Source organism: Bacillus cereus group sp. BfR-BA-01382 (assembly GCF_022663475.1).
Taxonomy (GTDB): Bacteria; Bacillota; Bacilli; order Bacillales; family Bacillaceae_G; genus Bacillus_A; species Bacillus_A thuringiensis_S.
In genome coordinates, this window is record NZ_JAKUFQ010000065.1 from 1 (window position 1) to 22,410 (window position 22,410).

The following is a 22,410-nucleotide window of genomic DNA, read 5'->3' on the forward strand; positions in this document are numbered from 1 at the left end:
CATTTCTCAAAAAGGAAAAGAAATTGAAGAGTTAGCACAAGAAGTGTACGAACAAAAAGTACAGGAAGAAGCAAAAAAATATCATATTGATTTGTACGGTAAAGATATATATCAAATATTAAAAGAAATTAATGAACAAAAGGTGCTACAAATGGCAGATGAGCTTAATATGGATAAAATGAATATGAATATTCAAGAGTTAGCGGAAAAGATAAAAAAAGATCAGCCTGAAAAAGGAAAAGAACTAAATTTTGTACCGATGATTAGAACGGATGCTGACGCATTTTATTCTTATTTAACGAATTAATAAGGGCGTGAAAGTGATAAGAAAATTGAAGTGGTATATATGTACAGCTTTACTAGGTGCAGCAATATGGAGTGTATATACAAATGGAATTCCAAAGTATGTAGAGAAGTTTACATTCTCAAATATACAAAGAGGAAAAGAAACGGAGTTTAGTAATAACGATGAAAAAGTCATCTTATCAAATGTTCCATTAATTCAGCAGTTACCAGAATTGGATAGAGGCTGTGAAGTGACAAGTTTAGCAATGATGTTACAATACGCTGGTGTTTCAGTGGATAAGATGACATTAGCAAATGAAATAAAAAAAGTTGATTTTATAGACGATGGTGTGCGCGGGAATCCAAATGAAGGATTTGTAGGTAATATTTATACATTCTCTGAATCAGGATATGGTGTATATCATGGGCCACTTTTTCAGTTAGCAGAAAAATATTTACCTAATAAAGCTGTAGACCTAACTGGGAAGAATATAGAAGAGATTTATAAGAGTGTAAAAGCAGGGAAACCGGTAGTCATGATTACGAATGCAACATTTGCACCATTAGATGAAGATGAATTTACTACATGGGAAACAAATAGTGGAGATGTTTCTATTACGTATAATGAACATTGTATTGTACTTATTGGGTATGATCAGGAATCTGTATATATTCGAGATCCACTTGAGGATAGCTTAGATGTAAAAGTACCGAGAGAAAGCTTTGAACAGGCATGGGTGCAAATGGGGAGTCAGGCAATTAGTTATGTAAAGAGCTCCAAATAAATTAGGATGAAGAGTTTTAGTAAGATGACTATAAGGCGAAGGATAGAGATTGAAGATTATAAGAGAAATTTTTTAGAGTAGAAGCTGTTGAGAAATAAGAGAACTTTAGTATATATAATGCTAAAGTTCTCTTATTTTATGATTAAAATCCTTATTAAGGAGTGAATATGGAAAAATGCATAATTGACGAAAAATTTACATGTTATCATTATATATTGTTTTATGTATGTTAATTGTATAAAATGACACAAGTATCCACATTACATAAAGGAGGCTTATTATGCAAAAAATATTTAACTGGGTTAAATGTATGAGTATCAAGAAAAAATTAATCATTTCATTTTTTATTATTTTAACTATACCAGGAATTATTATCGGTGGTGTTTCATATCAAACTGCCAAAACAAATTTTGAACATCAAATGACAGATAAAGCAAAGGAGAATATTTCAGTTTTAAATACTGTTATTTCTCAAAATATAGAAGAGAAATTTGTTGATGCGACGTATTTTGCAGACATCTTAACAGAGGATACATATCCAAATGGACAAGAAGAGATAGTGAGAACGAAGTTAGCACAATATATAAAGCTTCATCCAGAAGTAGAAGGTATTTATATTGGAACGCAGACGGGAAAGTTTATAAGAGAACCATTTATCCAAATGGCTGATGGGTATAATCCAACAGATAGATCTTGGTATAAAGAAGCACATGAAAATAAAGGGAAAGTAATTGTTACTGCACCATATCAATCAGCATCTACAAAAAATATGGTAGTGACCATTGCGAAAGAAGTAAAAGATGGTAAAGGTGTTATAGGAATTAACTTAAATTTAGATAACATCTTAAAAATTTCCAAAATGATTAACATTGGTGAAAAAGGTTATGCAGTTATTTTAGATCAAAATAAGCAAATTGTTAGTCATCCATCTAGAAAACCAGGTGCGAAAGTTACTGATCCTTGGGTTAAACCAATTTATGAAGATAAACAAGGAAATGTGTCTTATACAGAACAAGATGATAAAAAGAATTTAATCTTTGCAACAAATGAAAAAACCGGCTGGAAAGTAGTTGGAGTTATGTTCGATGAAGAAATTACCCAAGCTGCCAGTCCAGTGTTTTATAAGACTTTAATTGTTATTGCTATCGCTATTGCATTTGGTAGTGTATTAATTTATTTCATTACAAGGTCTATTACAGGGCCATTACGAAAAATAGCTGAATCAGCATATAAAATTAGTAAGGGAGATTTAACAGAGAAAATTACAATCCATTCTAAGGATGACATAGGGAAATTAGGGACTTCATTTAATGAAATGTCTACGTCTTTACAAGATGTTATTACCCAAATTAGCTTTTCAGCAGAACATGTCGCGGCATCGGCTGAGGAGTTAACAGCGAGCGTACAGCAAGCAAATGATGCGACAGATCAAATTACAATTGCAATGGAACAAGTATCAGGTGGGGCTGAATCACAAAGTCAAGGTGTTGAAGAAGGTGCGGCTACATTACAACAAGTAAATACAGCAATTCAAGATGTAACCGGAAGCGCAGAGTCAATTTCTATTTCCTCATTACATGCGAGAGAAAGAGCTGAAGAGGGAGAAGATTTAGTTGAACAAACTGCAAAACAAATGCAGTCTATTTCTAGGTCGGTATCCGAGTCAGATGCTATTATTAAACTTCTTGATGAGAAATCAAAGCAAGTAGGAGCTATTTCTGAAGCAATTCAAAACATAGCTACTCAAACGAACTTATTAGCTTTAAATGCGGCTATTGAAGCAGCAAGAGCAGGTGAACAGGGTCGAGGATTTGCTATTGTAGCAGATGAGGTTAGAAAATTAGCAGAGCAATCAGGAGAGTCATCTGGAGAGATTGCAAATTTAATTGCAGAAATTAAGGCGGATATTGAACATACTGTTAAGGCAATGGATAATGTGAATGGAGAAGTTCAACAAGGCCTTGATGTTGTAACAAAAACGAAAGTAAGTTTTACGGAAATTTTAAGTTCTACTACACATATTGTTTCTCAAGTTAATCAAATGGTAGAAACAACGAAGAGAATTGCTGGAGATGCAAATGAAGTGACAAATGCTATTGATGAAATTGCAGCGGCTGCAGAAGAAAATACAGCTAGTATGCAAAGTGTTGCGGCTTCAACAGAAGAACAGGTTAATTCAATGGAGGAAATTAGTTCAGCTTCGCAAAACTTAGCTGGGATGGCCGAAGAACTACAAGCGATGACTAGTAAATTTAAAGTATAATAACAGCAGATAAGTAAGGTGAAAATAATATCACCTTACTTATTTTTCTATTCAGCAATTAGGGGAGTCATTAACGGGATGAAAAAAAGAAAAAGACTATGGAATTTGTGGAAAACGATTACATTGTTAGTTTGTACAGTTGTAATTTTTTCTTTACTTGTGACAGATATATTAATTAGTCATAATGTAGAACGGGCGACGGAGGATAGCCAAGCAGAGAAAGCAAAAACAATTGCACACATTGTGGCGAATGATTCAATTGTAATCAATGGCTTGGTTGGGAAAGCGGATACTCCTGCAATCCAAACGTATACAAATAGGATATTAAAAAACACAGGTGTTCAATTTATTGTAGTTATGGACATGGATGGAATAAGAAAATCTCATCCAGATCCTCAAAAAATAGGTCGTCATTTCATTGGTGGGGACGAAGGGCCTGCATTGAAAGGAAAAGAACATGTATCGTTAGCAGAAGGAACTTTAGGTATTTCCATGCGAGTGTTTGTACCAATATTTTCTGAAACAGGTGAACAACTTGGAGCAGTGGCCGTTGGTATTTCAGCAGATAATGTAAAAGAGAGAGTTAAGGAAAGTAGACATATCATTTATATTGGTGTCGGAGTTGGAGTATTAGTCGGAATTATAGGAGCAATATTGCTAGCTAGACATATCAAGAAAAGTTTATTCGGTCTTGAGCCGCACAGGATAGCAAAAATTCTTGAAGAAAGAAATACGATGCTACAATCTGTAAAGGAGGGGATCATTGCTGTAGATAAAGAGGCTAGAGTAACGTTAATTAATAATGAAGCAAAACGTCTATTTAAAAAAAGTGGACTTGAAGAAAATTTTATCGGTAAAGATGTTGAGTTGTATATGCCAAATTCACGTATAAAAGAAGTATTGCAAACGGGAGAAGTACAATTAAACGAAGAACAAAATATTTATGGAATTACGATTGTGACGAATCGAGTTCCTTTATATGTAAAAGGAGAAATAGTGGGTGCAATTGCAACATTTCGTGATAAAACAGAGATTAGAAAACTAGCAGAGGAACTAACTGGTATTAGACTATATGCAGAAGCATTACGGGCACAATCTCATGAGTTTATGAATAAGATGCATGTCGTATTAGGGCTTACACATATGAAACAGTATGAAGAATTACAGAAGTATATAAGCGGTATGGTATCAGAGCATCAATATGAAATTGGTGGAGTTATGAAAAGAATAAAAAGTCCAGTATTTGCTGGTTTTTTACTAGGTAAGCTCAGCTATGCTAGAGAGAAAAATATAAAATTAATTATAAGTGAAGATTCTTATATGCCGGAAATAGATGATGAAAGTATTACTCATGAACTTATTACGATTGTCGGAAATTTAATTGATAATGCATTAGAAGCAGTGACGAATTGTGAAAAGAAGCAAGTTGAAATTGAGATACAACATGGGGATATATTAACTATTACAGTACAAGATACGGGAAAAGGTATACAAGAAAAAGAAATAGAGGAATTATTTACGAAAGGTTATTCCACAAAGGGAGATAACCGGGGTTATGGTTTGTATCTTGTAAAAGAAAGTATACAGCGAATAAATGGGGAAATTCATATGCATTCATTAGTAGGAAAGGGAACAACGATAACAATTGAAATACCTAAAGGTAGGGATGAGAGGCAAATATGATTAAAGTTTTAATTGTAGAAGATGACCCGATGGTAGCAATGTTAAATACGCACTATTTAGAGCAAGTAGGAGGGTTTGAACTTGTTCAAGCAGTTAACTCAGTAAAGTCGGCGATAGAAGTATTAGAGACATCACGAGTGGATTTAGTATTACTTGATATTTTTATGCCTGAAGAGACTGGGTTTGAGCTTTTAATGTATATCCGGAACCAAGAAAAAGAAATCGATATAATGATGATTTCAGCTGTACATGATATGGGGAGTATTAAAAAAGCATTACAATATGGAGTTGTAGATTATTTAATTAAACCATTTACATTTGAACGATTTAAAGAGGCATTAACTATATATCTAGAAAAATTTACTTTCATGAAAGAACAACAAAAAATTAGTCAATCGGAATTAGATTCGTTAATTTTACAAAAAGAAAAAAGAGAGCCTACTGTCACTAAAGAGCTTCCGAAAGGGTTAACGAAGCAAACGTTGCAATTAATTTGGCAGAAGATCGAGTCGCTGAATGGAAGAGTGTTTACAACAGATGAAATGGCACAATTAGTTGGAATTTCAAGAGTTTCTATTCGAAAATATGTAATGTTTTTGACTGACATTGGGGTGTTAGAAAACGAAATGATGTACCAACATGTGGGAAGACCTGTAAGTAAATTAAGATGTGTTGATCAAAAGAAAATAGAGTTTTACGTATAAGCGACTTAGTATAAGTCGCTTATACTTTTTTTAATTACAAAATCAATTACAAAACTTACAAAAACTATTTTTACTATTGAAAGCGTTTTAATATTGTTATTAAGAAAACGAGGGGGTGCCATATGGGAATTCAAAAGAATGTGGAAGCGGTATCATTTTCTGAAGGAAATGAAGTACAAAGAGAATCTTTCGCTTCTAAAATTATGAATGTAAAAATCGGTGTTATACCTTTACCGTTATATGTAGTATTGGCTGCTATTATTTATGGGGCATCTGTATATAATAAATTGCCAGCAGATATGATTGGTGGATTTGCAGTTATTATGATCATGGGGATTTTCTTAGGCGATATTGGGATGAGAATTCCAATTTTAAAAAATATCGGCGGTCCAGCAATACTTTCGTTATTTATTCCATCATTACTTGTATTTTTTAACTGGATGAATCCAGCTTCAATGGAAGCTGCGACAATGTTAATGAAAAAATCGAACTTTTTATATCTATATATTTCTTGTTTAGTAGTCGGAAGTATTTTAGGAATGAACCGTAAAGTGTTAGTACAAGGTTTCGTTCGTATGTTTATTCCTTTAGTAGTAGGGACGTTAGCTTCTGTAGCAGTAGGATTATTGGTCGGTTCACTATTTGGATTTGAAATGAAGCAGACATTCTTCTTTATCATCGTACCAATTGTGAGTGGTGGTATCGGGGAAGGAATTTTACCATTGTCGCTAGCTTATAGTGACATTTTAAATGAATCATCAGCAACATTTGTATCGCAGCTTATTCCAGCAGCTATTATTGGAAATATGTTCGCAATCGTGAGTGCAGGGTATATGAAGCGTTTAGGTGAGAAGAAACCAGAGCTTAGTGGTAACGGTGTATTAGTGAAAACAGACAATCAAGCAGAATTATTAAAAGAACAAAATACAGAGAAGCCAATTGACTTCTCATTAATGGGAGCAGGTTTATTAATTGCGTGCACGTTCTTCATCTTCGGAGGATTTGCTTCTAAGTTCATCGGTATTCCTGGGGCAATCATTATGATTTTCTCAGCAGCACTTGTGAAATACTTTAAATTAATGCCAGCGAAAATGGAGCAAGGAGCATTCCATTTATATAAATTTATTTCAAAAAATTTAACTTGGCCTTTAATGGTTGGATTAGGATTGCTATATATTCCGTTAAAAGACGTAGCAGCAGTTCTTTCAGTAGGATATGTTGTTGTGTGTGCATCGGTTGTTCTTACAATGGTAGCATCAGGTTTTCTTGTAGGGAAAGTGATGAAAATGTATCCAGTTGAATCAGCGATTGTAACTGGATGTCATAGCGGTTTAGGTGGAACTGGAGATGTCGCTATTTTATCGGCTTCAAATCGTATGGAATTAATGCCGTTCGCGCAAATTTCTACTCGTTTAGGTGGGGCAGCAATGGTTGTAACAGCGACAATATTATTAAAGATGTTTTCATGATTAAACAAGCTAGCTATATTCATATAGCTAGCTTGTCAAATTAAGGGGAGATTATAAGTATGTTAGCAAATCAAATTAATGAAAGATCATTGTTATTGCATAAAGAGTTAGTAGGGAAAATTGAAATTACAAGTAAAGTGGAGGTAAATTCAGCGGATGATTTAAGCCTGACGTATACACCAGGTGTAGCTGAGTCTTGTAAAGCAATTGCGGCAGATGAAGAAACGGTGTATGACTATACAGCACGTGGTAATATGGTGGCGGTTGTCTCAGATGGAACAGCGGTACTTGGTTTAGGAAACATTGGACCAAAAGCGGCTATGCCTGTTATGGAAGGAAAAAGTATTTTGTTTAAGAAGTTTGCGAATGTAGATGCTTTCCCATTATGTTTAGGCACAACGGATGTAGATGAAATCGTTACCCTTGTAAAAAATTTAGAGCCTACATTTGCAGGGATTAATTTAGAAGATATTGCAGCACCACGTTGTTTTGAAATTGAAAAGCGATTAAAAGAAGAAACGAATATTCCTATATTCCATGATGATCAACATGGAACAGCTATTGTCGTTTTAGCAGCTGTTATTAATGCATTAAAAGTTGTTAGCAAACAAATGGATAATGTAAAAATCGTTATTAACGGTGCGGGTTCGGCAGGAATTGCAATTGGAAAATTATTATTAAAGGCTGGTGCAAAGTACATTACATTAGTTAGCTTAGAAGGTATTGTTTGTGAAGGTGAAACATGGATGAACGAAGCGCAAATTGAAGTTTCAAAAAAGACAAATCGTGAACATGTGCGTGGAACGTTAAAAGAAGCGATTCACCAAGCTGATATTTTTATTGGCGTATCTGCTCCTAACGTATTAACGAAAGAACTTGTACAGACGATGAATGAGAAAGCAATTGTGTTTGCAATGGCGAATCCAATTCCAGAAATCTTCCCTGAGGATGCATTAGAGGCTGGGGCAGCTGTAGTAGGAACTGGGCGCTCGGATTATGCGAATCAAGTAAATAATGTATTGGCGTTTCCCGGAATATTCCGCGGTGCGTTAGATGTGCGCGCGACTGATATTACAGAAGAGATGAAATTAGCGGCAGCATATGGGATCGCTAACATCATTACGGACGAAGAACGTAATGCGAATTATGTAATCCCGAATCCATTAGATAAAAGAGTTGTTCCAAGTGTTGCAGAAGCAGTAGCGAAAGCAGCTATTGATTCAGGCGTGGCGCAAATTACGAAAATAACAAGTTATTAATAGCTAAAAGCAGTGCCTAAAAAGGCACTGCTTTTTTGAGATAAGAAATCAAAATAATGAAGAAGTGTAGAATTATTTATGTTTCTTCACTATTTATTTAATTCCATTGCAACTTGTTTACCATTTACTAAAACCTCAGTTACTGCTACGATCACTTCTATCATTTTTTTCATCTCTCATCTCTCCTCGTTTCATTTCTTACTTTAAGTATAAGAGAAGAGAGATAATTCAACTATCGAAGTACATGACGTAGAAATTACATTGTTGTAAGAAAGTGGTTTATTTTTGTCACTTTACTCAGCGGTGATTACAAACTGATCATAATATTTTTCATTCACATATATATTTAATAACCATAATCCAGATGAAGGTAGTGACATAGCGAGAGGGAGTTCGCTTGTAGTAGAATCGATTGTATTTGAAGTAGTCCAAGTTTGTTTGGAAGTTTCTTTTTGAAAGAGTACTGGTGTTGGAGTTACAGATCCTTGTTTTAGCGCAATAATAGACAATTTTCCAGTTGGTATTTCAGAATCTAGAAAGTACCACATTATTTCATTTTGTTCATTTGCGATAATAGGACTATCAGCCATTGCGATTTTTTTTTCGATGCCTTTTAAAGGTATTTTTCCGTCTATGAATGAGGGTGCTTCTTCCCAATTTACATCTTTTAAAACACTAAGGTGAAAGAAGGAAGGTGCGTTCACTTGAGTGGATGATGTTGTGACAGCTTCTGTTTTAGGTACTTTTGAATCAGGTTGTGCTTGTGTGCATCCAGTGATGAGGAAGGAGAGAAGTAGCATAGTTCCGATTTTTTTCATGGTGCCACACTCCTAGTTTTTATTGTTAGTGTAATTGTATTTGCTAGAAGGCGGGACAATTCCTTTAAATTATAAAAAGAGGTCGTAAGTTTTGTACGACCTCTTTTGACATTTTTTATCCCGTAAAAGCCCGATTGGTGTAGGTTAATAATCTGTGGGGGGGATGAACAAACCCACACTGATTAAAGTTTCACCTTATATTTGTTCCGTTGTATAGGTTGGTTCGGTTTCTTTTTGAGGCATCGTCAAAAAAATAACGGACAGAACGATACATACGCCGCCTAATAATTGATATGTTCCAAAAGATTCATTTAGCCAAGTGATTGAAACGATGGCAGCTACAAGGGGTTCAATGCTAGATAAAATGCTTGTTTCTGTTGCGGCTAAATATTTCAGACTACCGATATAAAGAAGGAAAGAAAGAGTACCGCTTATAATGATAAGAATAAGCATAGAAAAAGTTTTTGGTGTAAAGGTTTGTGAAAGCTGAGTCCATCCAAACGAACTATTACAAATAAGCAGGGCGATGCCGCCGATTAACATCCCCCAGCCAATTACTATGGTTGTTCCGCATGCTTTAATAAGCGAAGCTGGATGGAGGGTATAAAATGCAAATCCGATTGCTGTTAATAGTCCAAAAATAATAGCTTCTTTAGATAAAACAACATTTTCAATTGAGCCATTTGTAATAATGAAGTATGTCCCTGTTAGCGCAGTTATAATTGCGAATAGTTGCATAGAAGCAGGGAATTTTCTTTGTTCAAATGCAACATACATGGTAATAAGAACAGGACCTAGAAATTGAAATAGCGTTGCTGTGACCGCGTTACTAATATGAACCGTTTCGATAAAGGCGTATTGTGCACCGAGCATGCCGAGAATAGAGAAAATAATAAGTTGTATAGAATATCTAGGGTGTTTCCAAATTTGAAATATGTTTTGTTTCTTTGTAAGTAAGAAAGACAAAATAAATATTCCTGCAAGCAACAAGCGAATTGTTAAAAAATCAATTGAGGATACATTAGTATGCTGAAATAGCCACTGAATCATTGGACCAGATAATCCCCATAATGTAGCCCCTGTAATAATCATAATAAGTCCGATACGTCTACCATTGTTCATTATCATGTTTCTCCTCTCCGGTATTTGATTTTTTATGTGTGACATGATAAAAGGAATTATATATAACTTCTGGTACTGTAAAAAGTATCAGATTTTAGTTTTATTAAGGGGTCAGATATTATGTTAGAATTAACGCCTAATTTAAATGTGAATAGTAAAAAGGCATTATATGTGCAATTGTATGAGTATATAAAAAAAGAAATTAAAGATGGATCGATTGTACCTTTTACGAAATTACCAGCTAAGCGAAAGTTAGCGATACATTTACAAGTAAGTAAAAATACAGTAGAGGCAGCGTACGAACAATTACTTGCAGAAGGTTATATTGAGTCGATATCGAGAAAAGGTTATTTTGTATGCAAGATTGAGCAAATGGTTCATGTAGAGGATTGCGGAGAGAGAATAGAAGAAGTACCGTTTCAGGAGAAGAGTTATAAATTTGACTTTACACAAACAGGAATTGATACAAATGCTTTTCCATTCAATATGTATCGGAAAATTGTAAATGAAGTATGGCAGCCGCATAATAACGAACTTCTCTTTCTAGGACACCCTCAAGGGGAAGCGAGCTTAAGAGAAGAGATTACGAATTATTTGTATGAATCTAGAGGTGTGCGTTGTTCAGCTAGTCAAATTGTATTAGGAGCGGGAACACAAATATTAGTGAAACTATTGTTTCAATTGTTAAAGGGAAGCAATTATGCAGTTGAAAACCCAGGGTATCATAGGAAGATGGTTGTTTTTGAACAGGGAGAAGCAAGAGTCCAAATGTTATCTTTAGATAGAGATGGAATTTGTATTGCAGATTTAGAAAATAGCAATGCGAATGTTGTATTTGTTACACCTTCCCATCAGTTTCCATATGGAATGATTATGCCTATTACGAGAAGGATGCAGCTCTTACAATGGGCAAAGAAAGAAGAGGGCAGGTATATGATTGAAGATGATTATGATAGTGAATTTCGCTATTCTGGAAAGCCTATACCGGCGCTACAAGGGTTAGATACAGAGGGGAAAGTTATTTATATGGGGACGCTATCTAAAGCATTATTGCCATCGCTACGGATGAGCTATATGGTGTTGCCGAAGAAATTAATTAAAAAGTATCAACAGCAATATTTATTTTATACACAAAGTGTTTCAAGAATGGACCAAGAAGTGATTAGAAGATTTTTAAATGAAGGCTATTGGGAAAAACATATTCATAAAATGCGTGTCGTCTACCGAAAGAAGAGAGATCGACTTGTTTTTGAAATAGAGAAGTATTTCTCTAATCGTGTTGAAGTGATAGGAGAAGATTCGGGATTACACATTTTATTAAAAGTGCATAACGGAATGCGGGAAGAAGAATTAATTCAAGAAGCTGCGAAACATAGTATCAAAATATATCCTGTGTCTACGTACTATAAAGACGGTACGGCGCCTGAGAGTGTAGTTTTACTTGGGTTTGCGATATTATCAGAGGAAGAAATTGCGAAAGCGATTCAATTATTACACACGGCATGGTTTACCAGAAAGTAAAAAACATCCTCCAAACATGAGGATGTTTTTTATTATTTATTTTCATCTAAGAATAAGACCATATGCTCTTCGTCCCAATATTGTCCGTTATATTTTAATGAACGTTCTTGTACACCGAATGTTTTAAAACCTAATGATTCATAAAGTTTTTTCGCTCCATCGTTGCCAACAACAACATCAAGCATAACTTGTTCTACTTCTAAAGATTTAGCAAGCTCAAGACATTCTTTAATAAGTGCTTTTCCTGCTCCAAGTCCACGTGCTTTTGGAGATACATATACAGAACCGATTTTAGCTTTATGTTCTTGTTTTACATATGGTTTCGTTTCCAGTGTTGCAACCCCGATTAATTTTCCATCTTTAAATGCACCTAGCGTATAGTTTTCATCTTGTGCTAATTTTTGTGCTTTATATTCAATCGCACACTCTTTATTAATAATATCTTCATAAGAAGAGCTGAATGCTTCAGGGTTTTGCTTTAATCCTTCTACGCGAAGTTCTAAGTAAATTTCTGCTTCGTCTTTTGTTAATACATGGATATCCAATTATATCACCCTCCAAATCTTTGCAAATGTACCTTTATTTTATATTGAAATAAGAATAATTTCAAAAGCTTAGCTTATATGAGCTGTTTTTATGAACAAAATAACACCAGTAGTGTTTACTACTACTGGTGTTTTCACACGCATATTATTCAAAAGGTAGCTCGATTATAAAGTTTGTTCCCGCTCCTAATTGGCTTGTTACTAGAATAGAACCGTTATGCAATTCTACAATTTCCTTTGCAACAGCTAGCCCGATACCTTTTCCGCCTGTAGCTCGTGTTCTAGATTTATCGACACGATAAAAGCGGTCAAAAATATGCGGGATATCTTCTTCAGGAATACCTTCACCTTCATCTTGTACACTTATTGTAAAAGAATCTGTTTCCATGAGTACACGTATCGTAATAGATGTGTTTTCTGGCGAATGTTGATAAGCGTTGTGTAATAAATTTAACATAACTTGTTCCATACGTCTTTCGTCTATACAAACTTCTAAATCATCTTTGCAATATACATGAAGTTGCATTTGCTTATTCGTTAATGTTGTTTTTGTTTTTTCAACCATTCGTTCTAAAAATGGCTGAAGAAGCACTTTTTGTTTTTTTATAACAAATTGGTGTTGTTCTAATTGTACAAGCATAAATAAATCTTGGACGAGATCGGTTACACTATCCGTTTCATCCTCAATGATTTGTAAGTATTCTTCTCGCTCCTCTTTTGTTAAAGAGTCTCTCTTTGCTACCTTTGCATAACCCTTCATATAGGTCAATGGAGTTAATAGTTCATGAGCGACACTAGCGAGAAATTCATTGCGCTCTTTTTTCATATACGTAAGTTCACTCGATAAATCTTCAATTGTTTTTGCTAAACTTCCGAGTTCATCATTCCGTTTAATACCTAATTGAATTGGTTTATTTAATTTTGACATTTTTTCTGTCGCTCTCTTCATTTTTACAAGTGGTTCTGTAATAACGCGTGAAAAAACAAAGACAGAAATTGTTGTTAAAATAATTGTTAAAACGCTAATGATAAGAAATTGGTTCATGAGTTTAAGTAACATATTTTCTAGGAAAGATGTTTTTAATAGCATATATAGCTTTCCTTGAAACTTTGTTGTGTTAAGTGGGCTTACTGTTGTGATGAACTTTGATTTTTTCCAGTTTCTTTCAACGACCAATCCGCCGTCTGGGACAGTTTCTGTTTTACAAGTAAGTTGTTTTTGCATATCTTTTGTTACGGGTTCTGAGGTGGAAATAATTTTGCCGTTATGGTCAGTAATAATGATAGCTATATCGGAGTTAGAAATTGATTCCGATTCAACTAAGTGTGCAGCCTCATTCGTAATATCGAACTCAGGATACACAGGACGTTTAGGATTTTTATTATGTTCAGCGTGTTTCATTTCTTTATAATATTCATCCCGTCTCTCGCGGCTTTTAATTTTTTTACTATAGCGATTACCTTTCTCTAAAAGAGCATCTGTTTCCTCTACAATACGCATTTTTGAAAGGCTTTTATAAAAAGATACGAAAGCAATTGTTTCAATACATAAAGCTAATATTAAAAAGTATGTCCCAATTTTAAGGGAAAGTTTACTCATTTTTTCACCATACCTTATTCATAATAAAGAGTCAGTGGTATACGATTTCCCACTGACCGAAGTAATTATTCACTTTTCCATTTATATCCGACTTTATAGACCGTTTCTAGGTAATCTTCAATTGGAAATCCTTTTTTGCGTAGTTTATCACGGATATTACGAATGTGTGAATCAATTGTTCTATATTCGATATCTGTTTCATAGCCCCAAATTTTTTCGATTAAATCATCTCGGCTATAAGCACGGTTTGTATTTTGCAAAAATAGTCCGAGTAACGAAAATTCGATAGGAGTTAATGAGATTTTTTCATCATAAACTGTGACAGTATGTTTCGTTTTATCCCACTCAATACCATTGAAACTAACAAAGCCATCTTTCTTTGTACGGCGTAATATAGCCTCGATTCGTGCGACTAATACATGCTCATCAAATGGTTTTGTAATATAATCATCTGCGCCCATCGTGAGGCCTTTCACCATATCGTAGTTTTGGTTGCGAGCTGTTAACATAATGATAGGAACGTTGGAAATTTGACGAATTTGATAGCAAGTATCCCATCCATCCATACTTGGCATCATAACATCTAATAAAATAATATCGAATTCTTTTTGTTCGATTAATTTTAGTGCTTCAAGGCCAGAGGTAGCTTTCATACAAAAATAGCCGCGAGGGCTTAAGAACAGATCTAATAATCGTAACATACGTTCTTCATCGTCTACTAATAAAATTTTTACCATAATCTTGTGCACCCCAAACTGTTCATTCTACTTGTATAGTTTACATGAAAATAGTCAACTACCCTCACTGAAATGAATCGTTTCAGTGGGGGCTTGAGTTTGAACGCTAGGTCTTTTCGTTTGACGCTCTAGCATTCATGCCACCTTATGGTAACACCCCAAGTATGTTTTTGGTTGGTACTGGCAACGAATGATTGTTTTCCCACTTGCACCACCCTTTCGAAAAAGAGCAATTCTCCCTTGTGGAAGAAGCCACCACTCAGATGAATCTGGCGTGTGCTACAAGCCCCGACAAGTCGAGTACATATGGATGGTTGACGCACCCACTAAGCTATGCGCGAAGCAACAGCCTTACGTTTTTGCACTTCTAATAGAATCGGCGTTTTCACTTTAAGATTCTCTTTCAATACTACCACTTTTGATTTATGCAATGTATTCAGCGCACCATTAATATCAGCGTGGATACATGTTCCTGCTTTACTTTGGTACAGACCACGAGTCATTCGTTTGCCACTAAAGTGATAGTGTGTCCTATCATCCTTAGTCCAAACTGGAACCGGATCTTTATCAAGAAAACTAGCTTTTGAAGTATAGCTTTCTTCTTGTTTGAAAAACCGGATGCCTTCTTTTATACATTTATTCTCAATTGCCGCAATCAGTTTATGAAACGGGATTTGAACAAATTGTTGATTATTCTTTTTTCCCATATCTGATTTTTGTTTCCAACCAGCGTTATAACCTACTACAACCGTATCTACACTACATTCTTTCACTTTTTTAAACAACAAGCCTACAGTTTGTGAAATGTAACCATTTATTTGCCTTTCCCGTTTATGCCAAAGTGCAGCCATTTTGTTCGTTACAACTCGTTTTGAAATTCCGTTTTCAACATTTTTCTGTTGCAGACTACGTATCATTTTATTGAAGTATTGGTTAATGGCTTTTAGTTTTTTACCATCAATTAAAAATGTATCACCTGTATTGGTTACGCAACTTACTAATCTGTCTACACCTAAATCGCAACTCAAAGCGTTATTCGTAGTCGTGGATGTTTTCTTCATTTGAGAAACGTGCATCTCATATGTGTAATGCACCTCAAAGAACCGACCTTTTTGCTTCGGTACAAGCTCAATGTAGGAGATTTTTTTATGTCTTAAGTTTTTCGGCATACGTATTTTAATGGAACCGAATTTTTTTCTGAATGCAACACTCATCGGAATCAGCCAATACCCGTTATCATCCACTTTTGGCACTTGATAGATTTCAATGATTCGTTTGTCAGTTGAATGAGAATAATTCGGAAAATTAGGACGCCCTGTGAATGCTTCAGGATTTTTCTTCCACGTTTCCAATGCCTTAAAAAAGCTCTTCACTTCTGCATATAAGGCTCTACGAATAGCCTGCACAGAGTTTGATTGCACGCCCCAGTAGTTCATATCGGCTTGCATGGCGGTATCTACTTCTTTTACAGTAGCCATTTTATTATGGTTCAAATAACTTTGTTTCATCGTGTACAATCCAACATTTCGCAATGCTTTTGAACTATGTGACATGCGTTGCAGTAAGCGGAATTCTTTTGCAGTCAGACTAGCTCGTCCGATATTTTGTTTCTGCGTGAATCGTTGCATGTTTTCTCTTTTCTTTTGTTTGCGTAATACTTTCACTGCTTTCTTTTTAACCATTGTTTTCACCACCTTTCTCAGAGAGTTCATTAAAATTATTTCTTCCCTAAGATAATATTTGAAATGAAACGGAACAAAATGTGAATATAGTCTTCATCGTAATTCCTTTTGGCTCAAGTAACCGAATGATTATCATTATTCAATTTCGTTGTTTTACGATCTATACCCTCCTTATCTAAGAGTAGATTGTATCGTAAGACAAAAAGAAACAAAAAAGTTCAGCCTTATTGACTGACGGCAATTCATCTCCACCTGAATTGTTGGGTTTCACCCGTAACACAAATCAGATGGAGTCTTCTTGCCGAAAAGGATAAAAACTCTTTTTATGTGATTGAATGGAGGGCTGATTTTTTCGCTCAGAGTAATTGACATAAAAAATGCACTAGTTTTGCACAACTATTTTTTATAATAGAAAACGTAGCGACACAAAATACCCTATGTTGCGACATAACGTCATGTCATTTTATTTATAAAATGACAATTCCATTCTATTGTGTATGTGAGATAGAGAGGGTTTTCGTATTCACCTCGCATCGGATAAGAAAAATTTCCTATCTCACACTTTTTTTAAAAGGAGATCATACACATGAATCCAAAAGAAGAAATTTCAAAAAAAGAAAAGCAAGATCGTAATACGGTTGTCATGTGTGTTGCCGTATCTATGGTTATTATTATAAGTTGCGTAAATAAAATTTTAGGGATTTTATAAAATAAAAAAGCTGATTGCTTCTTAAGAAGCAATCAGCTTTTTTCATTATTAGGGGAGTATTCCTATATGATAAACCAAGGTAAAATTGCTAAACCAGAAGTTACAATTGCTGTAGTAAATATTAAAAGAACAGCTCGTTTGTTTTGTTTCATGTCACATTCTCCTCTACATATCAATTGAATGCTATACGTTCATTTTGTGATTGGTGCTTTACTAATTAAAGTTTCACTTTATATTTTTAGTATAATGAATGGTAAGGATTGGTACGATCGATAAAGGTGACATGAAGATTACATTGTTGTAATGCAAAAAAACATCTTTCTTATTAAGAAAGATGTTTTTGGAAAACTACCCCGTAAAAGCCCGATTGGTTCAGCTAATACTCAGTGGGGGATGGAAAAATCTCCCACTGAGTAAAGTTTCACTTTATATTGAAGTATTAATCATTTAAGAACAGAACCATATGTTCCTCGTCCCAATATTGACCGTTATGTTTTAATGAACGTTCTTGTACGCCGTAAGTTTGGAAACCTAATGATTCATATAATTTTTTGGCACCAGCGTTACCAACTACAACATCGAGCATAAGTTGTTCTACATGTAATTTATCGGCGTTTTCAATAATGGCTTTAATGAGAGCTCGTCCTGCTCCGAGACCACGTGCTTTTGGAGAAACAAAAACGGAGCCAATTTTTGCTTTATGTTCTTGTTTAATAAATGGTTTTGTTTCTAAAGTAGCGATACCAATTAAATCATTATCTTTGAAGACACCTAGAGTATACTTATCCGGATTGCTTAATCGTTTAGCCATAGCAGCTACAGGATCCTCATGTTTCAAAACATCTTCATAAGAAGAGCTAAAAGCTTCCGGATTTTTCGTTAAACCTTCCATACAAACTTTTAAATATATTTCTGCGTCCTCTGTTGTTAATAAGCGAATTTCCATAGTTGTAACCTCCCTGGTGGATTTCAAATAAATCCATTACTTTTATAAGATTGAGTATATGTTTTGTTAGTATTCTCTTTTAATTTGTAAAAGAATGAAAAGATATATGCTACAATGTTTTGTTTTAATTATGTAATGAAATTATATATTAACTTTGTTAACTATTCAAGTGTTTAATATGTTACATTTTTATAACTAAAATAAATCCTCGATTGAGGATTTATTTTTTAAACATTGGATTGATAGCCATCAATTCGTTTTGGATGTGTGTAAATATTACAAGATTCATTTCTAATAAACCCTACGACTGTAATGCCTAAATCATGGGCAAGTTGCAATGCCAGTTTTGTTGGAGCGGATTTAGATAGAACAATTTCACATCCGATTTTTGAAACTTTGAGTAAAATTTCGGATGAAATACGTCCGCTAAATGCGATGATTTTTCCTTTAATGGATATATCGTTACGCAAACAATGACCATATATTTTATCTAATGCATTATGTCTTCCAATATCCATTCTTGATAGGAGGATATTGTTTCGATCACATAGCGCGGTATTGTGAACACCGCCAGTTTGGCGAAATGTAGTAGAAGATTGTTGCAAGGTATTCATTAAATGAAAGCATTCTTCAGGAGTAATTTTTACATGTATATCATGTAAGTCTTTTGCTTTTGCTGCGTCGTTTACGAAAATAAAACCTTGTCTACCTTTTCCGCAGCAAGAAGTGATGTATCGTTTATTATATAAAGTTTGATAGAGCGGATTCACTTTTGATGATTTTACATGGACAATTCCGTTATCTTTTTGAACCCATAGTTCTTCAACATCTTTATAGGAAGAAATAATCCCCTCAGAAATTAAAAAACCAATTACCATATCTTCAATATAATTTGGTGTGCATACGACTGTTACATATTCTTCACCATTCAATTTAATAGTAATAGGAGATTCTGTGACAATCTCATCAAGTTGTTTTGAAAATGTACCAGATTGATAACGTACAATTGTATAAGTCTCTTGCGTAGGCCCCATATTTAATTCCCCTTTTATATGTATTTCTCTCCCACATTTATCATAAAACAATGGAAAAAATAAAAACACCTATTAACAAGAAGATCACAGATTATTTTGGTTATTATTGTATATGTACGATATAATAGAACTGTAGAATAGTGATATTTTCAAGCTTTCGTAGTTATACCTTATAACATCTAGAATCGACTTCATAAGAAAGTATTTGGGTAGAGCGTTTCAAAAATATGTACAGTAATGCGATTTTGAAAACGGATTCATAATTGTGTTGTACAGTTGGTTGTAAGGAGAGGGGAAACTATGGCAGAACAGACAGTCCGTGTAACCGTCGATGGTAAAGAATTTTCTGCATCAGGTGAAAAGACGATACTACAATTATTTAACGAGAGTAATTTGGAACATCCTCAAATTTGTCATGTACCAGAAGTAGATCCAATTCAAACTTGTGATACGTGTATTGTAGAAGTAAATGGAAAGTTATTGCGTGCTTGTTCAACGAAATTAGAGAACGGTATGCATATCGAAAGACAGTCCCAGCGTGCAAAAGAGGCACAGACTGAGGCAATGGATCGAATATTAGAGAATCATCTATTGTATTGTACCGTTTGTGATAACAATAATGGTAACTGTAAAGTCCATAATACAGTACATATGATGGGAATTGAGGAACAGAAATATCCGTATGAGCCAAAAGTAAGTGCGTGTGAAGTGGATATGTCACATCCATTTTATCGATATGATCCAAATCAATGTATTGCTTGTGGGCAGTGTGTAGAAGTATGTCAAAACTTACAAGTGAATGAAACTATATCAATTGATTGGAGCTTAGACCGTCCACGTGTTATATGGGACAATGGTGTAAGTATAAATGACTCATCTTGTGTAAGTTGTGGGCAGTGTGTAACAGTATGTCCATGTAATGCGTTAATGGAAAAAACAATGCTGGGTGAAGCTGGATTCATGACAGGATTGAAACCGGATGTGTTAGATCCGATGATTGATTTTGTAAAGGATGTAGAGCCGGGATATAGTAGTATTTTAGCAGTTTCAGAAGTAGAGGCTGCGATGCGTAAGACGAAAGTGAATAAAACAAAAACAGTTTGTACATTTTGTGGTGTAGGTTGTTCATTTGAAGTATGGACGAAAGACCGCCACATTTTGAAAGTGCAGCCTGTTTCAGATGCGCCGGTTAACGGTATTTCCACATGTGTAAAAGGCAAATTTGGATGGGATTTTGTAAACAGTGAAGATCGTATTACAAAGCCATTAATTCGCCAAGGAGATATGTTTGTTGAAGCTTCATGGGAAGAGGCTCTGGAAGTTGTTGCATCCAATATGCAGCATATTAAATCAGAATATGGAAGTGATGCATTTGGGTTTATTTCTTCTTCGAAAGTAACGAATGAAGAAAATTATCTTATGCAAAAACTAGCCCGTCAAATATATGGAACGAATAATGTAGACAACTGTTCCCGTTATTGTCAATCTCCAGCAACAGACGGTTTATTTAAAACTGTCGGTATGGGCGGGGACGCTGGAACAGTGAAAGATATTGCGGAAGCAGGCCTTGTCATTATCGTTGGAGCAAATCCAACAGAAGGACATCCTGTACTTGCAACGCGTGTAAAACGTGCTCATAAATTACATGACCAAAAATTAATTGTGGCAGACCTTCGTAAACATGAAATGGCAGAGCGTGCGGATTTATTCATTCATCCGCGCCAAGGAACTGATTACGTATGGCTCGCTGGTATTACGAAATATATTATTGATCAAGATTGGCACGATAAAAAGTTCATAGCTGAAAATGTGAAGAATTTTGATGAATATAGCAAAATGGTAGAAAAGTATACGCTTGATTATACAGAAGAAATTACGGGGATTTCGAAAGAAAATCTGAAAGAAATGGCTCGTATGGTATATGAAGCAGATGGTACTTGTGTACTTTGGGGAATGGGTGTAACTCAAAATACTGGAGGAAGTACAACTTCAGCAGCAATTTCAAATCTATTGCTTGTTACGGGTAACTATCGTCGTCCTGGTGCAGGAGCATATCCATTACGCGGACATAATAACGTACAAGGCGCTTGTGATATGGCAACATTACCAAACTGGCTTCCAGGTTACCAAGCAGTTTCAGATGATGCGCTCCGTGCGAAATTTGAAAAAGCATACGGTACTACAATTCCGAAAGCACCAGGCTTAAATAATATTGCAATGTTACTGGCGGCAGATGAAGGGAAACTGCGTGGTATGTATGTTATGGGTGAAGAAATGGCTTTAGTAGATTCGAATGCCAACCATGTACAACATATTTTAGCGAATTTAGATTTCCTTGTTGTTCAAGATATGTTCTTATCGAAAACAGCTCGTTTTGCTGATGTTATTTTACCGGCAGCACCAAGCTTAGAAAAAGAGGGAACATTTACGAATACAGAGCGCCGTATTCAAAGATTATATGAAGTATTGAAGCCGCTTGGTGATTCAAAGCCAGACTGGTGGATTTTACAAAAAGTAGCTCGTGCACTTGGCGGGGACTGGAATTATGAAAGTCCAAGTGAAATCATGGATGAAATCGCATCGCTTGCACCTTTATATTCTCAGGCAACATACGATCGTTTAGAAGGATGGAATAGTTTATGTTGGGGTAGCCATGATGGCAGTGATACACCGCTATTATATGTGGACGGATTTAACTTCCCGGATAAACTAGCTCGTCTATCATTAGATGAATGGGTACCACCAGTTGTAGCACCAGATGAGTATGATTTACTTTTAAATAATGGTCGTATGTTAGAACATTTCCATGAAGGGAATATGACGAATAAATCGGCTGGTATTTTATCTAAAGTATCTGAAGTGTTCGTTGAAATCTCGCCTGAACTTGCCCTAGAGCGCAATGTGAAAGATGGTGGTCTTGTAGAATTAGCATCACCATTTGGGAAAATTAAAGTACAGGCACTTGTTACAGATCGTGTAACGGGGAAAGAGCTATATTTACCGATGCATGCAACGGTAAATGAAGAGGCAATCAATATTTTAACTGGAACGGCGACAGATCTTTATACATGTACACCAGCGTACAAACAAACGATGGTAAAGATGCGTGTACTACGTGAAAAAGGGAATCGTCCGTTACCATCTTCAAACCCGAGAGATAAAAAGCGTAATCCGCAAAACGGTGTTGAAATCGAGCAAAAATGGCAAAGAAAACAATACGTATCACTTGTGGACTAGGGGGCGGAGAT

17 protein-coding genes and 2 pseudogenes are annotated in these 22,410 nt (G+C 35.2%); 11 read left to right on the top strand and 8 right to left on the bottom strand.

The window, feature by feature from the left end; genetic code table 11:
• From MR160_RS22075 to MR160_RS22105, 8 genes and pseudogenes are all read left to right on the top strand, one after another.
• Positions 1-307, top strand: a pseudogene (locus MR160_RS22075) (transporter); the annotation flags it as partial.
• A 7-nt stretch (positions 308-314) separates the two neighbouring features.
• Positions 315-1,070 (top strand): C39 family peptidase, encoded by a 756-nt coding sequence (locus MR160_RS22080; protein WP_003255893.1) that lies wholly within the window; start codon positions 315-317, stop codon positions 1,068-1,070.
• Positions 1,071-1,491: 421 nt separating this feature from the next.
• Positions 1,492-2,394 (top strand): annotated as a pseudogene (locus MR160_RS35355) (HAMP domain-containing protein); the annotation flags it as partial.
• A gap of 120 nt (positions 2,395-2,514) precedes the next feature.
• On the top strand, positions 2,515-3,333 hold the full coding sequence (locus tag MR160_RS35360) for a methyl-accepting chemotaxis protein (RefSeq protein ID WP_434166820.1): 819 nt from the start codon (positions 2,515-2,517) through the stop codon (positions 3,331-3,333).
• 78 nt (positions 3,334-3,411) lie between these two features.
• Complete coding sequence (locus tag MR160_RS22090; RefSeq protein ID WP_000746398.1) at positions 3,412-5,016, top strand: sensor histidine kinase; 1,605 nt, start codon at positions 3,412-3,414, stop codon at positions 5,014-5,016.
• Positions 5,013-5,720, top strand: coding sequence for a response regulator (locus tag MR160_RS22095; RefSeq protein ID WP_151524425.1), 708 nt, complete (start codon positions 5,013-5,015; stop codon positions 5,718-5,720). Before MR160_RS22090 ends, MR160_RS22095 begins: the two co-directional genes overlap by 4 nt.
• A gap of 122 nt (positions 5,721-5,842) precedes the next feature.
• Positions 5,843-7,189, top strand: a complete 1,347-nt coding sequence (locus tag MR160_RS22100) for a 2-hydroxycarboxylate transporter family protein (protein ID WP_000512725.1) — start codon at positions 5,843-5,845, stop codon at positions 7,187-7,189.
• Positions 7,190-7,248: 59 nt separating this feature from the next.
• A complete protein-coding gene (locus tag MR160_RS22105; RefSeq protein ID WP_000880775.1) occupies positions 7,249-8,448 on the top strand; it encodes an NAD(P)-dependent malic enzyme in 1,200 nt (399 codons plus the stop codon).
• A gap of 293 nt (positions 8,449-8,741) precedes the next feature.
• Here MR160_RS22105 and MR160_RS22110 read toward each other — a convergent pair whose 3' ends face one another.
• The gene (locus MR160_RS22110; protein ID WP_000719685.1) at positions 8,742-9,266 is read right to left on the bottom strand and encodes a DUF4871 domain-containing protein; all 525 of its coding nucleotides are present in this window, start codon (positions 9,264-9,266) and stop codon (positions 8,742-8,744) included.
• A 195-nt stretch (positions 9,267-9,461) separates the two neighbouring features.
• Entirely contained in the window at positions 9,462-10,388 is a 927-nt protein-coding gene (locus MR160_RS22115) for a DMT family transporter (protein ID WP_044783796.1), read from the bottom strand.
• A gap of 120 nt (positions 10,389-10,508) precedes the next feature.
• Here MR160_RS22115 and pdxR point away from each other — a divergent pair, with 120 nt between their 5' ends.
• Positions 10,509-11,909, top strand: coding sequence for a MocR-like pyridoxine biosynthesis transcription factor PdxR (gene pdxR / locus MR160_RS22120; RefSeq protein WP_000891922.1), 1,401 nt, complete (start codon positions 10,509-10,511; stop codon positions 11,907-11,909).
• A 32-nt stretch (positions 11,910-11,941) separates the two neighbouring features.
• Here pdxR and MR160_RS22125 read toward each other — a convergent pair whose 3' ends face one another.
• The 4 genes from MR160_RS22125 to MR160_RS22140 form a co-directional block, all read right to left on the bottom strand.
• The gene (locus MR160_RS22125) at positions 11,942-12,454 is read right to left on the bottom strand and encodes a GNAT family N-acetyltransferase (RefSeq protein ID WP_000351212.1); all 513 of its coding nucleotides are present in this window, start codon (positions 12,452-12,454) and stop codon (positions 11,942-11,944) included.
• A 145-nt stretch (positions 12,455-12,599) separates the two neighbouring features.
• Positions 12,600-14,054 carry a HAMP domain-containing sensor histidine kinase gene (locus MR160_RS22130; RefSeq protein ID WP_000041024.1) on the bottom strand — a complete coding sequence of 485 codons (1,455 nt, stop codon included), beginning with the start codon at positions 14,052-14,054 and terminating at the stop codon, positions 12,600-12,602.
• Between the two features lie 65 nt (positions 14,055-14,119).
• Complete coding sequence (locus tag MR160_RS22135) at positions 14,120-14,791, bottom strand: response regulator transcription factor (RefSeq protein WP_000238957.1); 672 nt, start codon at positions 14,789-14,791, stop codon at positions 14,120-14,122.
• A 326-nt stretch (positions 14,792-15,117) separates the two neighbouring features.
• Entirely contained in the window at positions 15,118-16,473 is a 1,356-nt protein-coding gene (locus tag MR160_RS22140) for an RNA-guided endonuclease TnpB family protein (protein WP_000239359.1), read from the bottom strand.
• Positions 16,474-17,059: 586 nt separating this feature from the next.
• Between MR160_RS22140 and MR160_RS34885 the strand changes: the two genes are divergently transcribed.
• Entirely contained in the window at positions 17,060-17,182 is a 123-nt protein-coding gene (locus MR160_RS34885; protein WP_001068392.1) for a hypothetical protein, read from the top strand.
• A gap of 439 nt (positions 17,183-17,621) precedes the next feature.
• On the opposite strand, the gene MR160_RS22145 is transcribed toward MR160_RS34885, so the two are convergent.
• Complete coding sequence (locus MR160_RS22145) at positions 17,622-18,128, bottom strand: GNAT family N-acetyltransferase (protein ID WP_000405874.1); 507 nt, start codon at positions 18,126-18,128, stop codon at positions 17,622-17,624.
• A 227-nt stretch (positions 18,129-18,355) separates the two neighbouring features.
• Positions 18,356-19,162, bottom strand: coding sequence for a formate dehydrogenase accessory sulfurtransferase FdhD (fdhD, locus tag MR160_RS22150; protein WP_000529230.1), 807 nt, complete (start codon positions 19,160-19,162; stop codon positions 18,356-18,358).
• Between the two features lie 300 nt (positions 19,163-19,462).
• Between fdhD and fdhF the strand changes: the two genes are divergently transcribed.
• Complete coding sequence (fdhF, locus tag MR160_RS22155; protein ID WP_000840671.1) at positions 19,463-22,399, top strand: formate dehydrogenase subunit alpha; 2,937 nt, start codon at positions 19,463-19,465, stop codon at positions 22,397-22,399.
• Positions 22,400-22,410 lie beyond the last annotated feature (11 nt).

What these genes read in the sequence shown, in the direction of transcription:
- MR160_RS22110 (WP_000719685.1), bottom strand. Translation starts at nt 9,266, where the DNA reads ATGAAAAAAATCGGAACTATGCTACTTCTCTCCTTCCTCATCACTGGA.
- MR160_RS22105 (WP_000880775.1), top strand. Translation starts at nt 7,249, where the DNA reads ATGTTAGCAAATCAAATTAATGAAAGATCATTGTTATTGCATAAAGAG.
- MR160_RS22135 (WP_000238957.1), bottom strand. Translation starts at nt 14,791, where the DNA reads ATGGTAAAAATTTTATTAGTAGACGATGAAGAACGTATGTTACGATTA.
- fdhF (WP_000840671.1), top strand. Translation starts at nt 19,463, where the DNA reads ATGGCAGAACAGACAGTCCGTGTAACCGTCGATGGTAAAGAATTTTCT.
- MR160_RS34885 (WP_001068392.1), top strand. Translation starts at nt 17,060, where the DNA reads ATGAATCCAAAAGAAGAAATTTCAAAAAAAGAAAAGCAAGATCGTAAT.
- pdxR (WP_000891922.1), top strand. Translation starts at nt 10,509, where the DNA reads ATGTTAGAATTAACGCCTAATTTAAATGTGAATAGTAAAAAGGCATTA.
- MR160_RS22100 (WP_000512725.1), top strand. Translation starts at nt 5,843, where the DNA reads ATGGGAATTCAAAAGAATGTGGAAGCGGTATCATTTTCTGAAGGAAAT.
- MR160_RS35360 (WP_434166820.1), top strand. Translation starts at nt 2,515, where the DNA reads ATGGAACAAGTATCAGGTGGGGCTGAATCACAAAGTCAAGGTGTTGAA.
- MR160_RS22130 (WP_000041024.1), bottom strand. Translation starts at nt 14,054, where the DNA reads ATGAGTAAACTTTCCCTTAAAATTGGGACATACTTTTTAATATTAGCT.
- MR160_RS22115 (WP_044783796.1), bottom strand. Translation starts at nt 10,388, where the DNA reads ATGAACAATGGTAGACGTATCGGACTTATTATGATTATTACAGGGGCT.
- MR160_RS22145 (WP_000405874.1), bottom strand. Translation starts at nt 18,128, where the DNA reads ATGGAAATTCGCTTATTAACAACAGAGGACGCAGAAATATATTTAAAA.
- MR160_RS22095 (WP_151524425.1), top strand. Translation starts at nt 5,013, where the DNA reads ATGATTAAAGTTTTAATTGTAGAAGATGACCCGATGGTAGCAATGTTA.
- fdhD (WP_000529230.1), bottom strand. Translation starts at nt 19,162, where the DNA reads ATGGGGCCTACGCAAGAGACTTATACAATTGTACGTTATCAATCTGGT.
- MR160_RS22140 (WP_000239359.1), bottom strand. Translation starts at nt 16,473, where the DNA reads ATGGTTAAAAAGAAAGCAGTGAAAGTATTACGCAAACAAAAGAAAAGA.
- MR160_RS22090 (WP_000746398.1), top strand. Translation starts at nt 3,412, where the DNA reads ATGAAAAAAAGAAAAAGACTATGGAATTTGTGGAAAACGATTACATTG.